13 protein-coding genes are annotated in these 14,661 nt (G+C 42.8%); 8 read left to right on the top strand and 5 right to left on the bottom strand.

Annotated elements, in window-relative coordinates:
• The first annotated feature begins 165 nt into the window (after positions 1-165).
• Positions 166-930 (top strand): hypothetical protein, encoded by a 765-nt coding sequence (locus tag ACOOFG_RS06870; protein WP_420420735.1) that lies wholly within the window; start codon positions 166-168, stop codon positions 928-930.
• A 5-nt stretch (positions 931-935) separates the two neighbouring features.
• Here ACOOFG_RS06870 and ACOOFG_RS06865 read toward each other — a convergent pair whose 3' ends face one another.
• Positions 936-1,289: a hypothetical protein gene (locus ACOOFG_RS06865; protein WP_420420734.1), complete on the bottom strand. Its 354-nt coding sequence runs from the start codon at positions 1,287-1,289 to the stop codon at positions 936-938.
• Between the two features lie 928 nt (positions 1,290-2,217).
• On the opposite strand from ACOOFG_RS06865, the gene ACOOFG_RS06860 reads away from it, so the two are divergent.
• Positions 2,218-2,814, top strand: a complete 597-nt coding sequence (locus ACOOFG_RS06860) for a hypothetical protein (protein WP_420420733.1) — start codon at positions 2,218-2,220, stop codon at positions 2,812-2,814.
• A gap of 217 nt (positions 2,815-3,031) precedes the next feature.
• On the opposite strand, the gene ACOOFG_RS06855 is transcribed toward ACOOFG_RS06860, so the two are convergent.
• Complete coding sequence (locus ACOOFG_RS06855; RefSeq protein ID WP_420420732.1) at positions 3,032-4,450, bottom strand: amino acid permease; 1,419 nt, start codon at positions 4,448-4,450, stop codon at positions 3,032-3,034.
• A gap of 69 nt (positions 4,451-4,519) precedes the next feature.
• Between ACOOFG_RS06855 and ACOOFG_RS06850 the strand changes: the two genes are divergently transcribed.
• Together ACOOFG_RS06850 and ACOOFG_RS06845 are read left to right on the top strand one after the other, a co-directional pair.
• On the top strand, positions 4,520-5,608 hold the full coding sequence (locus ACOOFG_RS06850; RefSeq protein ID WP_420420731.1) for a serine hydrolase domain-containing protein: 1,089 nt from the start codon (positions 4,520-4,522) through the stop codon (positions 5,606-5,608).
• Entirely contained in the window at positions 5,605-6,534 is a 930-nt protein-coding gene (locus tag ACOOFG_RS06845; protein ID WP_420420730.1) for a 2-hydroxyacid dehydrogenase, read from the top strand. The genes ACOOFG_RS06850 and ACOOFG_RS06845 overlap by 4 nt, the downstream gene beginning before the upstream one ends.
• Here the strand turns inward: ACOOFG_RS06845 and ACOOFG_RS06840 are convergent.
• Both ACOOFG_RS06840 and ACOOFG_RS06835 read right to left on the bottom strand, forming a co-directional pair.
• Complete coding sequence (locus ACOOFG_RS06840) at positions 6,524-7,738, bottom strand: Y-family DNA polymerase (RefSeq protein WP_420420729.1); 1,215 nt, start codon at positions 7,736-7,738, stop codon at positions 6,524-6,526. The genes ACOOFG_RS06845 and ACOOFG_RS06840 overlap by 11 nt on opposite strands.
• A gap of 24 nt (positions 7,739-7,762) precedes the next feature.
• Complete coding sequence (locus ACOOFG_RS06835; protein WP_420420728.1) at positions 7,763-8,188, bottom strand: LexA family protein; 426 nt, start codon at positions 8,186-8,188, stop codon at positions 7,763-7,765.
• A 433-nt stretch (positions 8,189-8,621) separates the two neighbouring features.
• Here ACOOFG_RS06835 and ACOOFG_RS06830 point away from each other — a divergent pair, with 433 nt between their 5' ends.
• From ACOOFG_RS06830 to ACOOFG_RS06815, 4 genes are all read left to right on the top strand, one after another.
• The gene (locus tag ACOOFG_RS06830) at positions 8,622-10,652 is read left to right on the top strand and encodes an LTA synthase family protein (protein WP_420420727.1); all 2,031 of its coding nucleotides are present in this window, start codon (positions 8,622-8,624) and stop codon (positions 10,650-10,652) included.
• 60 nt (positions 10,653-10,712) lie between these two features.
• Complete coding sequence (locus ACOOFG_RS06825) at positions 10,713-11,192, top strand: YbaK/EbsC family protein (RefSeq protein ID WP_420420726.1); 480 nt, start codon at positions 10,713-10,715, stop codon at positions 11,190-11,192.
• Between the two features lie 56 nt (positions 11,193-11,248).
• On the top strand, positions 11,249-12,286 hold the full coding sequence (locus tag ACOOFG_RS06820) for a glycosyltransferase family 10 domain-containing protein (protein ID WP_420420725.1): 1,038 nt from the start codon (positions 11,249-11,251) through the stop codon (positions 12,284-12,286).
• Between the two features lie 64 nt (positions 12,287-12,350).
• Positions 12,351-13,679 (top strand): sodium-dependent transporter, encoded by a 1,329-nt coding sequence (locus tag ACOOFG_RS06815; protein ID WP_420422675.1) that lies wholly within the window; start codon positions 12,351-12,353, stop codon positions 13,677-13,679.
• Here ACOOFG_RS06815 and ACOOFG_RS06810 read toward each other — a convergent pair.
• Entirely contained in the window at positions 13,676-14,563 is an 888-nt protein-coding gene (locus tag ACOOFG_RS06810; protein WP_420420724.1) for a hypothetical protein, read from the bottom strand. The genes ACOOFG_RS06815 and ACOOFG_RS06810 overlap by 4 nt on opposite strands.
• Positions 14,564-14,661 lie beyond the last annotated feature (98 nt).

Here is a 14,661-nt window from a genome sequence, read left to right as displayed (position 1 = left end):
ATATCGCTTGAGTTAATTTCTTGACCCTCATCTATGAACCTCTCTAATTATATTACAGTTGATTAATAGACAATTATTTTAATATTAATCTGTTGTTTATTGATTGTTTTTAATTTTATTTTTTGTTATAATTTTTTTAAAAAGAAGGGGAAAGGGGAGATAAAGATGAGTTCGGGATTTACTCATATAGGTGCTGGCATATCTAACCAAACAATGCCAAATCAACAAGCTTACTACCCATCAGCTTATTCTTTTTCAAATGAACAAGCTAATGCAAAGCTCACGTTTTATGCGGATAATGATAATCTGGACAAGGCTGAGCAAACCCTTGCTCTTTTTAACCGACATGGTTTTAGGCCAAGCTTAGTAAACTATACGAAAATGATCAATGCATACGGCCGAAGTGGTCGGCTAGATGCAGCCTTTAATATTTTTCAAACTATGCAAAGAAATGGAATGAAGCCAACAACGTTCCAATATAATGCGCTTATGCATCAATGTTTGCAGAATGGTCAAGAAGGTAGAGTTTTTAATCTTTTCCATGAGATGCGACAAAACTGGGTTATGCCAAACAAAATTACGCATATTCATCTTATTTCTGCCAATGTCAACTTAAGGAATATGACGAGGGCTCGTCAGATTTTTAGAGATTATATTGGAATGCCAAATGCATCCATGCGGAGCGGAAAACCTCATGTCGATTGTCATGGCTTAAGTCCTCAAGCAGCTTTTGTGCAGCTAACTGAATTTTTAAGTAGTCATCATGGAGAGCCTTTTTCAGTGATTGTTGGCCAAGGATTGCACAGTAAAGGCAAATTTCAAATGAAAGAATATATGCTGGAAAAGTTGAAAGGTTCCAATTATCTTGACGTAACGGTGAGACAAGATAATCCTGGCATCTTGGATGTGAGCTTTAGTGATATCGCTTGAGTTGATTAACGGATTTCACTATCAGTTTGGCGTTCGTAATGCCCACGATCGTGTTCGACAAAGCTGCTTTCTTGGTCCATAGCGATTCCTTCTTGATCAAATCGATTAGCCTCTACTAACCGGTCTCTCTCATCTTTCCAATGTTGCCACATTGTGAAGCCAGTGTTAGATAGAATAGCTGTTCCAATTCCCCAAGTAACCGGAGTTGGAATGACCATTAGGAGTGCTCCTGCAAGAGCTTCGGCAAAAGCTGGTCCAGTGACTGAATCCAATCTTTCATCGACATCTAGCGATCCTCTATAGTCAAAAGAAACAGCATTACACCTTGCCGATCCTAGCTCTTTTTTCTGGGTTTTCATTGAGATTTGTTTGAGAAAGTTTTTCAACCATTTTTTTTCTTCTTTTGGGATTTCTAAAAAAGGTTCAGCGGATTTGTAAACCTGATAGATCTCTTTCCAACTGGGTTTATAGCCGTAATTTAATTCAACCTTTTCTCGTAAGACCTCGACAAACTCTATGAGGTGTCTGGTTTTTTTTTACATACCCATCATGAGACAAGAAGAAAGCGTGAATTGCATCGAGATCGCCCGAATCAATGATTTCAACTAGAAAACTTTCATCGTATTGTCTAGCTTCTAAGTTTCCTAAGAATAAGCAAGTAATGAGGAAGACTAGAGACTTATGCTTTATATTCATCGTATTAATCCGATAAAAAGAATGTAAAATGCTAGGATGAGAGCTCCGACTGTGTAGGCGATTTTCCATTTTTTTTTGCTTAACCCATGCTTTTTTAATTTCTGGGGCAATCAGAGCAAAAATAAAGCCTGCGATGAAGCATTTGATGACAGCTTCAAGGAAGTTGAAAAGCAAATTGAGATAGGGGTTCATCTTTTTCGCCTCCGTTTAACTTTAAAAAAGATAAAATAGTCTTTGTGTTCTTGTGAAGAATTTTCTTCATTGTTGTCGTAGAAGGCGATTTACTCGCTTAATTGAAAATCTATCTCATAAGGCCTTGATGAGAATGCATGCTTTCAAGGTGCAATGGGGTATATCTTATGATCTTCAATAACTAGTTGGGAATGATTGAGCTTGACGAGAGCGTTGATTTCAATTTTTTATTTGTCTTTTTATGTGCTCCCTGACCATCTATCTCTAGTATTTACTCATAATTATTAATTAAAATATTTATAACAAATAGTTTGTTTTATTTATAATTAAAATATTAATTATTACTATAAATTTAATAAAATTTATGTTATAATGCTTTAAAAATTAGGAGGAAGGAAGATGAGTGCAGAAGCAACTCAAACAGGTACAGGCGCGACCTCTCAAACAGCGTCTTATCAATATGGCGGATGTACCTATTATGGTGCACCACCACCTGAAATGCATTACCAACCAGTTTACACTGTTTCAAATGAAGAGTGGCAGCGCATTTACAATGCCGAGCTTGGGGTTTTAGCAGATGGTGACAACTTAGAGGGCGCTGAGCAAGTTCTTCAGCTTTTTAATGAGTATGGGTTTAAACCAAGTTCTGTATGCTATACAAAACTGATCCATGCATATGGCCGAAAAGGAAAATTAGATGCAGCTTATGATATTTTTCAAAGTATGCAAAAAGGGGGCACAGAGCCAAATGTGTTTCACTACCACGCTCTTATGCATCAGTGTGTGAAAAATGGGGATGAATCTAGAGTTTTTGATCTCTACAGAGAGATGAAAAAAAAACATGTTAAACCCAATCGATTTATTTATGATGTGCTGATTTCAGCAAATGTCAATAAAGACAATTTAGGAGATGCGGGCCGCATTTTAGAAAGTATATCGGAGAGCCTACAGCTTTCAAACAGAGCGGAAAGCTCCATCTCGATTGTCATAATTTAAGTCCAGAAACGGCTTTTGTTCAGCTCAAAGAGTTTTTAAAAACTCACGATGGATCACCTTTTTCGTTGATTGTTGGACAAGGGTGGCATAGTAAAGGCACATTCCAGATGAAAGACTACATGCTTGAGAAGTTAAAAGAGCTTTCTCTTGAAGTCTCCGAGCGAGAAGACAACGCTGGAATCTTGGACGTGAGCTCTACCTAGATTTCTGAGGCTTTTTAGTCATTGTCGTGGAAAGCGATGGGCTCGTTCCAACTTGGCTTTTTAAAGAGTAGGATGATGTAGGGGGCTGCACAAAAGACGAGGATTCCAATGATGAGGAAAAGCTCGTAAAAGAGCAGGCTGCCTGTCTCAAGCTGCTCAGGTGGAAAGAATCCAATGATGAGAGCAAATATTGAGCTAATGATCCCCACGCCAGCTACAAGCCACATGCCAAACTTTCCTCCGGGTATACGGTAGTTGCGCACCACTTCCGGTCTTTTGTAACGGAGAACGATGGCCGAGACAAACATCAGGATGTACATCAGGACGTAGAGTTGTGATGTCAAGGCAAGCAAGATCCAAAATGAGCTATTCACATTGGGCATGAAGAGAAAGACCATCGCTAGAATGGAGACGATGATCCCTTGAAAAATCAGCATTCCGACAGGCATGTTGTTCTTGTTGATTTTATGCAAAATAGGAGGGAAGTCTCCATCTTGAGCTGCGGCTAAGAGTCCTTTACTTGGACCTGCAGTCCAGGTACTCATTTGCCCGAGAGAGCCTAGACCGACCATGATCGAAATGATGGGAACACTCCATCCAAATCCATAGGACCTGAGGAAGTAGGCGATGGCTTCCATGCCACCAGAAACCAAGCTAATTTCCTTTTGAGGAATCACAATTGCTATCGCAAGAGTTCCCAAGATCGAAAGGGCGATGATGATGATCGCAGAGATAAGAATGGCGCGTGGGTAGTTTTTCTGAGGGTTTTTGACATCTCTTGCATGGACAGCTGACATCTCCATCCCGGCAAATCCTAGGATCACTCCTGCAAGAAGAGCGAGCTTTGAAGGGCTATTCACTTCAGGGAAAAAGGTTCCCCAGTTGAAATCGATGTGTGAGGGTCTGCCTGTTGATACCCAAATAATGCCAAGTGCGATAATCACAATTCCTGGGATGATCGTCCCTAAAATGGCTCCCATCGTACTGATCCAACCTGACGTTTTCATTCCTAGTAAATTTATGAGGGTGGCGCCCCAAAACGTGACGAAAATGATACAGAACATGTAGAGGGTGTTGTGAATCAGGTCAGGGTTCAAACTGAAGGCAATCACACCGGCAATGAAAGACAAAATGGTGGGGTACCAGACGACATTTTCAATCCAAAGGAGCCAGACGGCTAGGAAGCCTGCTCGATGACCAAAAGCTTCTCGAACCCAAACATAAATCCCCCCACGCTCAGGCCAGCCAGTTGCTAACTCGGCTGAAACAAGTGAGGTGGGAATGAAAAAAAGCAAGCTTGAGACAATAAAGTAAAAAAGCGAAGAAAATCCATATTCAGCAGTCAGTGGCCAGTTCTTAATGCTGCAAATTGCAGCGACGTTAATCATTGCTAAGAGAAAGATATTAAGAGTTCGCGTTGACGGCTGAGACATGAACCTATTCCAGGTTGTTAAAGATTTTTTTGTTTCATGTTAATCTTCATCGTAATATAACAGAATTTCATGATGATGAAAACTAAAACCCTTCTTTTTTTCTTCCTTTTTTTTCCGATTGCTTTATTGGCAAAGGATTCCCTGCTTGAGCAAAAGTTGATCGAGAAAATTGATGCATTTGCAAATGAACATTCCGTGACGGGAATTGCCGTGGCGGTCATTGGAAGAGAAAACCACCAAAAGTTCACACAGATCGTCGCGCGGGGAACTCTTTCACAGAAGTCTCCAATCCCCGTTAACCAATACAGTGAATTTCGTATTGGTCCGGTGACACAGCTTTTTACGGCTGGGGCTTTAGCTTATTTTGTTCAAGAAGGGCAGGTCTCTTTAAATGATCCCATTTCGAAGTTTTTGCCGAAGTCCATGGAGCTCCCAAACTTCAAGGGGCATGAAATCACTTTAGGTGATTTGGCAACTCATACCTCTGGATTACCCGATCTTCCCTACAATCTTTCGAGTCGTGCTTCTTTTAGTGTGAGTCAGATGTTCCGCTTTTTGAAAAATTACGAGCTCAAAAGAGCTCCTGGAACGGAGTACGAGTATTCGAACCTTGGCTATGCCTTTTTATCAAATATTCTCATGCGGATCTCGAAACGTTCTTTTCCCGACTTGGTGAAGCAACTCTTACTCGATCCTCTCCATTTAAAAGACACCACTTTTACTCTTACTGGTGAGCAAAAAAAACGGACTCTCACAGGTTATGAAAAAAGGAGAGGTGTTTCGCCCCTAGAAGGAGAGAAAATTTACTCGGTATTTATTGGAGCTGGCGGGCTTTACTCAACGGCTTATAATATGCTGACATTTCTATCGTTTAACATGGGGAAAGAGACGACAAGTTTGAATGCGATTCTGCCAATCATGCAGCAGCCTTATCATTCGTTTAATAAGTTTCAAGTTGGATTAGGATGGAAGATCACTTCTTTTAATGCGACGGCTAATCTCTTTTCCATCGAAGGGCTTTTGTTTGGATTTGCATCTTATCTTGGAATGGTTCCTGAAGCTGACATTGGAGTGATGATTATGACGAGTCAGGGAAACTTTTCTGTCGAACAGTTAGGAGAGGAGCTTTTACAATTGCTTGATCAGGAGCGGTCATGAAAAAGATCTTTATTACTCGCAAATTGATTCCTCTTGTTTCTGAGTTATTGGCAGCCGATTTTGAAGTTTACAGTCATCCAGATAATGCCGTTTTACCTCGTGAAGAGCTGATCCAAGCTGTCCGAACCTACGATGGTATCCTTTCCACTATGCTAGATAAAATCGACCGAGAGGTTCTTTCACAAGCGAACCCCGATCTCAAAGTGATTTGTAACTATGCCGCAGGGCTTGATAATATCGACGTCGATTTTGCGAAAGAAAAGGGGGTTTCCGTTTTCAACGCACCGCATGCAGTGACCAATCCGACGGCTGATTTTACCTTTGCAGCTTTTTTGAGTTTTTTGCGCAAAATTGCTGAAGCACAAACTTTTGTGCGTGAGGGTAAATGGGCCAGTTGGGATCCTTGGCTTTTTTTAGGTGAAGACCTTCCGGGAAAAACTTTTGGCATTCTCGGCTATGGTCGTATTGGCAAGGCTGTTGCGCGTCGTGCACGTGGCTTCGACCTCAATGTAATCTTTTCTCATTACCGTGAAATCGATCCTGAAATTCCAGGTGTGAAACAAGTTCCCTTCGAAGAAATGCTCGAGCAAGTGGACTACCTCGCTCTCCATGTCCCAGCTACAGAGAAAACAATTGGAATGATTGATTATCCTACCATCCAAAAAATGAGCAAGCGTCCCATCATCATCAATATGGCTCGGGGGCCGGTTGTCAAAACTGACGATCTTGTACGAGCTCTAGAGCAAAACTTATTGCGTGGAGCCGTTCTTGATGTGACGGATCCAGAACCCTTGCCTGGAAACCATCCTCTCTGTCACATGGAAAACTGCCTCGTTTTGCCTCATATAGCAAATTCGACGATTGACTGTCGCGAAGCCACGGCGCGTGAAACTGCCGCCAACTTTAAAAAGGGATTTAACATTTAGGTAGCTCATCCCAAGAAGTGGTGTAGAGGGGAGAGCGATGAGCTCGCATTCCTTGCCACTTTTTAACGATCCCTTCACTGGCAAAAGAGAGCATCGGGGTTTCAAAGCGGCGGTTGATGGTGTCGAGAGCTGTCATCACAGCCTGTTTGTGATCTGCTTTGGGGTCAGCTGTAAACAGATCGAATTGGGTTGCAGTTTCATCGACGAGTTCTCCAAGCATCACTCCGGCACGTTTATACTCTTTACCCTTCTTGAAGATTTCATCTACAAGGGCATGTGCATGTGCGCTAAGATCGGGCGTGTAGGCTGTTGGCAGCGCGAGGTGTTTGGCAGCGCTAGTGGTTGTGTCTGAAGTGATAAAAACGACTAGAAATTGAGCCTTGAGCTGGCTGCGGCGCAACTTGCGTGTGGCGCGGGCTAGAAATGTGCTAAGCGCTTCTTTTAGCAAAGCAGGATCGGTGATTCTGCGTCCAAACGATCGAGAGGAAACGATCGATTTTCTTTCAGGCTGCACTTCTTGGCAAGAGAGACAGGGGATTCCTTGCAATTCCCAAACTGTGCGTAGACTTGTGACGCTCATGTAACGCTTCACCCAGGCATCAGACCGTTTTTTCAAATCAGCCGCTGTGCGCACGCCGTAAGAGTAAAGACGCTTTTTATGGCGACGCCCAATGCCCCAAACGTCTTCTACAGGAAAGGTTTTGAGTCGTGGGTCTGCCGCTTTTGCCGAAGGGAAAGAGACAACCCCTGCCCCCTTTTTGGCGAGCTTGTTTGCTACCTTGGCTAAGGTTTTGGTGGGTGCAATGCCGATAGAGATAGGAATGCCGGTCCATTGCATGACTTTGTCACGAATGAGATGACCAAGTTTGGGGTCCGATTCAGGAAGGAAAAGAAAGGCTTCATCGATCGAGTAAATTTCTATAGGAAATTCGAAAGTCTTCAAAGTCTCCATGACCCGTTTAGACATGTCTCCATAGAAAGCAAAGTTCGACGACAAGGTCGTGACATTGTATTCGAGGAATAAGCTGTAGTATTCAAAAGCAGGCGCTCCCATCGGAATGCCGAGTTTTTTGGCCTCGGCTGAGCGAGCAATGACGCAGCCGTCGTTATTGGAAAGAACGACAACAGGTTTGCCTTGCAGCTTAGGATTAAAGAGCTGCTCGCAAGAAGCAAAGAAATTGTTGCAGTCGATCAGAGCGTACATGAACCTATCCCACGAATTTAGAGTTTATCGAGCCTTATGAATGATGAAAGTCACGACCCCCCAAATTTGGAACTCGGTTTTCGCAGTGATTTCAAGCTCGAGAAATGCCGGGTTCTCGGGTAAGAGGTAGAGACGGCTTTCTTTTTTCTTTAGTCTTTTCACCGTAAACTCTCCATTCAAGACAGCCACGATGATCTGTCCACTTTGTGGAGTAAGCGCACGGTCAACAACGAGAATATCCCCGGGATGAATATTCGCATTTTCCATCGATTCTCCTTCAACCCGTAGGAAAAAGGTGGCGGCAGGGTGCTCGATCATCAAACGGTTGAGGTCAAGTTTTTCCTCGATATGGTCCTCAGCAGGCGAGGGGAACCCCGCTTTAACCGAGCTGGAAAATAAAGGAAGGGGAAGAGTTGTTTTAGTTTCTGGCTGGAAAATTTTTAACTGCATAGCATACCTCTCTCAAGTTGAATATAGCGGATCTAGAGATTTTGCTTTAAGGTTAAAAAAAAGGGTTGATTTGACTTCCAATTTCCATTTTCTGATAGATCAATGTATTTTTTCCTGAATGGAAGTAGATGATTGGGGTGTCATTGTTTTCTAAATCAGTGATAAAGCCTTTTTCGATCAGTTTTTCAAAATCTATTTTTCATAAAAATAATTTTTACAACTTAAGTGGTTGGTAGTAAGTTTTAAACATGTAAATCACATTTTTCATTGCCAATAGGAGAGGTCATGCGCTCCAACATCAGATTTCGGAAATTGTAAAAATGCAAAAATTAGATGCAATATCGGTCATAAACGTAGTATGCAACGGTTTTCGTAAATAACTAATAGTTAGTGAAAAGTTGAGCTTTTCTTGGGTTTAAAAAAAAGGGTTGATTTGACACTTGTAGTAAACGATAGTATCCTTGTTAGTATGATTGCTGTTTGGACCTTTTTATTTTTATTAGCTTTTCCTTCTCTGTGCGTCAGATTTACGATATTACATCGGAAGCTGCCGCTCCGCTTTAGCGTGCTCCTATCTTATCTAACAGGAGCCTGTCAGGACCTTTTTGTCGCGTTTGAGCAGCTCTTACTTTTTGTGGCTTTCAAGACACTATTGCCTTTTCTCAATCCCTACCTTTTTTGGATTTTCATTGTCTTGGCCTCCTTGCTTCAGCTTCACATTCTGTTTGATGCCTTTCTCCATCGGAATAGCGCCATTCGAATGGAGATTTCGTTTTTATCCTTTATCGACGATGCACGCTGCTTTTGGGATTCAGCCAAAGAGAAAAAGATTTGGCGCTTTCTTCCAGGAGCGCTTGTGTTTCTTTCCTTGCCAGTTTTGGTTTATTGGGGCTACTGGAGCCATTTAGAAGCGCTCACGCTTCGAGGAGGGTGGGTTAAAGATGGGCTCATCTTAGGTGCCATCGGAACCCTTGGGTTTCTCCTGCTACCTAAAAAGCTTGCCTATGCGACAGATCACATCGTCTTTCAGCATGAAATGTGGTTTCTCCAAAAGCTCTACCGTTTTTTCAAACACAAGAAAGATCGAACCGATTTGCGTTTTTTAGTGCGAGAAAGCTTCACTCCTCAGAATGAAAAGAGAAGTTATCCCTCATCTGAATATCCGCTTTATAAACACACTTATGGGTTCTCTGGGGAAAAGACCTTTGATTTAAAGCTTGAAAACGGGGAAAAGCCCCATGTGATTTTCCTATTTCTTGAATCGTTTCGCTCGAAAAATGTCGGCTGCCTTGGCGGGGAACATGGCGTCACACCTCATTTTGATCGGCTTGCATCAGAAGGAGTTTTGTTTTCCGATTTTTATGCCAACTCGGTGCGAACGTCTCGCTCGGTTGTTGCTTCCCTTTTTGGAGTTCCATCTGACGTCGATGCCTCAGAGCAAGCCGTGCGTGTTGATGCGCCTCTTGTTGGAATTCCCGACCTGATGAAAAATGCCGGTTATAAATCCTCGTACATCCACAACGGGCCGATTCACTTTGAGAACCAAGACGTCTTTTTCCAAAATCACGGCTATGAGTCAGTTTTGGGAAGAGAAGATATTTTGCACAAGTTTCCAAGTGCCAATACAACTAGCTGGGGACTGCCAGATGAATATCTGATGCAATATAGTGCGCAGTGGCTTAAAAAACACGATAAGGATCCGCAGTTTCTCACCCTGTTTACCATCACCAACCACCATCCGTGGAACCTCCCATCTCATTGCGAACCTCCTGCTCTTCCTGCCGAACTCAACGCCACCTACCGTAAATACCTCAGTACCTTTCACTATAGTGATGCCTCTCTAGGACTTTTTGTTGATCTGCTTGAAGAGCAAGGACTCTTAGAAAAATCGATTCTCTTTATCCTAGGAGATCATGGGTATCCAATGGGTGAGCACGACTCTAACTTTTTTGAGCAACGGTATCTCTACGATGAAAACATCCGCGTTCCGCTCCTCATCTACGCTAAAGGACGGATTGCCGAGCCTAAGGTAATTTCCTCACCTGCCAGCCAACTCGATCTCGTTCCAACTGTCATGGATTTATTCAAATTGCACGGATTCAACCATTCCATTGGAAGTTCGCTTCTCCGCGAGACAAAAGACCGCCGCGTCTTTTTCCATAATCCCTACGTTTTCCGTAACTTTGGCTGTAGGATCAATCACCATAAATTCATCTACACCCGCTTATCACAAGAGGTGGAGCTCTATGATCTCGAAGACGATCCTGAAGAAAAACGGAACATTGCGCGTGAGAATCGCAACCTAGCACGCGAATGCCTCCACCATGTCAAAGATTATGAGCGTCTTTTCCACCGCATCTATGCGGAAAAGAGTCTTGTTCCTACCGAGACTTACACTCCAGAAGATGCTCGCTCGCTTGACTTTTCAAGTGACCCCTTCCTCGCTAGCTCCACAGAGCAGTAAATTCATTCTTTACAACCTTTTTCAACTTTGATAATCTATCGTATTTTTTGGAGGCAAATGATGTCTGAAACATTGAGTAAAAGTGCTGCTTCAGTACAGGCAGTTCTAGAAGAGAAGGGGATTGAATCGAAAGTTGTCGAGATGCCAGCTAGTACGCGGACAGCGCAAGAAGCTGCTGACGCGATTGGATGTGAAGTGGCACAAATTGTGAAGTCACTTATTTTTCGCATCCAAGGAACCGAAGAGCCGGTGCTTATTTTGACCTCGGGAGTGAATCGAGTCAATGAAAAGAAGATCAAACATCATCTAGGGCAGAAAATCGAAAAAGCCGATGCAAATTTTACAAGAGGTGTGACAGGATTTGCAATTGGAGGCATCCCACCAATTGGACATCTGCAGGTCATTCGCACACTGATTGATCAAGACCTTCTTCAACATGAAGTTTGCTGGGCTGCGGCAGGAACTCCTCATGCAGTATTTTCACTCAAGTCGTCAGAGCTTGTTACTTTGACGGATGGAGAGGTTGTCCAAGTCAGCTGAATCATTGATAAATAAACCTTTGATCGGGCAAAATGAGCTCTTTTTGAGGTGGCAATATGAAAAGAACGATCATCCTTCTCTTTACTCTTTCCATTTTGACAGTGACAGCCATTGCTCTGATTTCTCGTAAGAGTGCTAGCAATCGCGTTGCGGTTGCACCATTTGATCGAAAAATACCAACAAAGTGGAGTCCTCTGAATCTGCATCTTTCTGAGGAGCTCATCAAGCAGCAAGGATACGAAGAGGCGTGGATTGATTTCGATCAGCTCCCCAAACGCCACCACTACTTCAAACGATTTAAAAACTTCATTCTCAATAAAAATAAGGCAAAGGCTTTTGTCTTCCACAACTATTATCCCTTCTTTTCTAAAGCAAAGATCAAACAACTTCCAAGAGGCAATCGAATTCTTATCATGTGGGAACCTCCTACTGTCCTGCCACATATGTATTCTGAAGAGGTTTTTTCATTGTTCGATAAGGTTTACACTTGGAAAGACGATCTGGTTGATGGTAAAAAATTCTTCAAAATAAACTATAATGTTTTGCGACTCATGCATGAAAACTTACCTTCTTTTGAGGAACGGAAACTGCTATGCATGATTGCGTCTAACCTAAAAATAAACGAGATTGAAGAAGAACTTTATTCTACGCGAAGAAACCTCGCTTGGTTTTTCGATGATTATCCCGACGGAATTTTTGATTTATATGGGAAACGTTGGGAAGGTTATCGCCACGCTAAAGGAACCATTTCTAATAAGTATGAAAAGCTCAAAGAATACAAGTTCAATGTCTGCTTTGAAAACACAAAGCAACCAGGCTATATCACAGAGAAGATTTTTGATTGCTTTGTCACCGGAACCGTGCCCATTTACTATGGTGCGACAAATGTCGATAAGTACATTCCAAAAGGGTGTTATATCGACTACCGGCAGTTCAAAAATGAAAAAGAAATGCTCGAGTACATTCAAAAACTGTCAAAAGAAGAGTACGAAGAGTATGTCAGTAACATACGCGCTTACTTAAAGAGTGAGCAAGCACAGCAGTTTTCTCCAGATACCTTTGGAAAAATCCTTGTTGATGCTATAGAAAATTAAATCTCATAGATAAGGAGTTTGAAAGTTCGCTAAGCAAAGTAAAAGGGAACAGTGGAAGTCCCGTATTGGATTTATTTGGGCAGCCGTTGGGTCTGCGATTGGTCTAGGGAGCATTTGGCGTTTCCCTTATGTTGTTGGAGAAAATGGAGGAGCAAGCTTTGTCATCCTCTATCTCATTTGTTTGGTTATCGTTGGCTTCCCCGTTCTGATTTCTGAAATCATGATTGGCCGCAAGGCCCAACTTAATCCTTCTGGAGCTTTTAACAAGATTGGAAAAAACCGCACTTGGAAAGGCATGGGGACTGTCACCATTCTCACCGGTTTTTTGGTCAGTTCATTTTATGCAGTCATTGCAGGCTGGACCCTCGGTTATTTTTTCCAAGCCCTATTTGGACAACTCACTCAGTTTTCAACGTCGAAAGCAGCACTCGATCACTTCACCCAATTTAGTTCTTCACCTTTATGGGGAGTTGGCTCCTTATTCGGATTTGTATTTTTAGCGATGTTGGTTCTTTATACAGGTGTAAGAAAGGGGATTGAAGCGGGTAATAAGATCATGATGCCCCTTTTGCTTGTTGTCTTAATTGTTTTGGTGATTAAAGGGCTAATGATGCCAGGTGGGTCGAAAGGCATTTCGTTTGTGTTCAAGCCTGACTGGTCTCATATCACACCCACAGCCATCTTGATGGCATTAGGGCAGGCCTTTTTCTCTCTCAGCTTAGGCCAGGGAACGATGGTCACCTATGGAAGCTACATTGGGAAAAAGGAAAACCTACCAAGCACTTGCGTTCCGATCACTTTATTTGGAATTTGCATCTCTTTACTAGCAGGAATTGCGATTTTCACCATTGTCTTTTCTTCAGGAATGGAGCCGACAGGAGGCGAAAGTTTGATGTTTCAAACCCTTCCTATCATCTTTTCTAAATTGCCTGGTGGGTACTTTCTCTGCTTGCTCTTTTTTGTGCTACTTTTACTAGCAGCATTGACGTCTCAAATTTCTGCGATGGAACCCCTCATTTCTTACCTCATCGACGTGAAGAAGTGGGGACGCCATCAAGCCGTTTTAGCAACGGGAATTGGGGTGTTCATTGTTGGGGTGCCCTGTACTCTCTCATTTGGACCAATGGCTGAGATGACCCTCTTCGGTAAGACGTTCTTTGGACTATTGCTTTTCCTTTGCTTAAATATCTTGATCCCTTTAGGTGGACTAGCTGCAGTGCTTCTCATTGGCTGGCGCTGGGGGATCAAGAAGGGCATTGCGCATTTGAAAGAAGGAGCAGAAATCCTTTTCAAGAACTACCCCTTCATCGAAGTCTATTTTCGGTTTAGCATCAAGTATCTAGCGCCCCTCGTGATCATCTTGATCATGCTCGATGCGTTAGGGATTTTTTAGTAATTGATCACGACAGAAAAGACGCCACCGAAAAATTGGCTGGCGTTTTTTCCTGCAAGACTGAACCAGACCCCTCCAATGAGACCAAAGTTTTCAGAGTAGCTATATTCAATAGCTGGAGCGATGCTGATGCTAACTGAAAAGGGATTTCCAACCAAGGCTTTTTCTCCATCCTCTGTTCCAGGTTTACCAGAGAAGCGGTCATGGCGTGTGATAAGATATTCTGTGTCGCAGGCAAAGGCCCAGTTTTGCGTGATCTGAACTTCTCCTGAGAGATATCCGATGAAAGTTTGACCAGGAAAGACTTTTCCAGAAGTATCTGGAGCGCCACCGTAGACACTCAGACCGTCGATATGAACTGGGAAAGCAAAAAGGTAGCCTAGACTCCAGCGGATGCTGAAATATTTGTTGGTTGCATAATGAAAAGCTTTATCAAAAGTGAAATTCACTCCTGTTTGATAAGCTCCCCTTCCTGTTCCATCAGTGCCGTTTTTTTTGGGGTTGAGGTGTTTGTATTGCCCAAAGGGAAAGACTTGCTGCAACGTGATTCTGAGATTGGGCTCCCAAGTTCCTGGGGTATCTCGCAGAGGTTGAAAGCCGAGAAACAAGCTCCAATCCGTGAGCCTTACAGCAGAAGATCCTTGGCTGTAGTTATAGACGAAGGAAGCAACAGCCTCGATATCAATGAACGAACTAAGTCCATAAGTGACGTCGATAAGGGGAGTGACAGACCAGGTGTTTGGAGTGTTTTGACGGTGCCAGTGGCTATCGTATTCGCCAAAGGTGTTGTTCACAAAAATGTAGGGTTGCCAAGATGTGTCACCTTTAGGATTGCATTCGGCTGCTGGAACTAATAGCGGACCAGTGAACCAGGGTCCTAGCATTGCTTCCTCTGGAGGAGGCGTTTCATGCCTGGCGAATAAGGACAGTGGTAGCAGCAAAAGCAAAAGTATAAACATAACTTTTTAGAATACAGAATTGC

Source organism: Simkania sp., from assembly GCF_965215465.1.
Taxonomy (GTDB): domain Bacteria; phylum Chlamydiota; class Chlamydiia; order Chlamydiales; family Simkaniaceae; genus Simkania.
Note: the sequence above shows the minus strand (reverse complement) of the source record. Positions and strands in the feature narration are given on the sequence as shown.

Bases quoted from the DNA above. Each gene is read 5' to 3' on its own strand.
- ACOOFG_RS06870 (WP_420420735.1), top strand. From the start codon at position 166: ATGAGTTCGGGATTTACTCATATAGGTGCTGGCATATCTAACCAAACA.
- ACOOFG_RS06865 (WP_420420734.1), bottom strand. From the start codon at position 1,289: ATGAAAACCCAGAAAAAAGAGCTAGGATCGGCAAGGTGTAATGCTGTT.
- ACOOFG_RS06860 (WP_420420733.1), top strand. From the start codon at position 2,218: ATGAGTGCAGAAGCAACTCAAACAGGTACAGGCGCGACCTCTCAAACA.
- ACOOFG_RS06855 (WP_420420732.1), bottom strand. From the start codon at position 4,450: ATGTCTCAGCCGTCAACGCGAACTCTTAATATCTTTCTCTTAGCAATG.
- ACOOFG_RS06850 (WP_420420731.1), top strand. From the start codon at position 4,520: ATGATGATGAAAACTAAAACCCTTCTTTTTTTCTTCCTTTTTTTTCCG.
- ACOOFG_RS06845 (WP_420420730.1), top strand. From the start codon at position 5,605: ATGAAAAAGATCTTTATTACTCGCAAATTGATTCCTCTTGTTTCTGAG.
- ACOOFG_RS06840 (WP_420420729.1), bottom strand. From the start codon at position 7,738: ATGTACGCTCTGATCGACTGCAACAATTTCTTTGCTTCTTGCGAGCAG.
- ACOOFG_RS06835 (WP_420420728.1), bottom strand. From the start codon at position 8,188: ATGCAGTTAAAAATTTTCCAGCCAGAAACTAAAACAACTCTTCCCCTT.
- ACOOFG_RS06825 (WP_420420726.1), top strand. From the start codon at position 10,713: ATGTCTGAAACATTGAGTAAAAGTGCTGCTTCAGTACAGGCAGTTCTA.
- ACOOFG_RS06820 (WP_420420725.1), top strand. From the start codon at position 11,249: ATGAAAAGAACGATCATCCTTCTCTTTACTCTTTCCATTTTGACAGTG.
- ACOOFG_RS06810 (WP_420420724.1), bottom strand. From the start codon at position 14,563: ATGCTAGGACCCTGGTTCACTGGTCCGCTATTAGTTCCAGCAGCCGAA.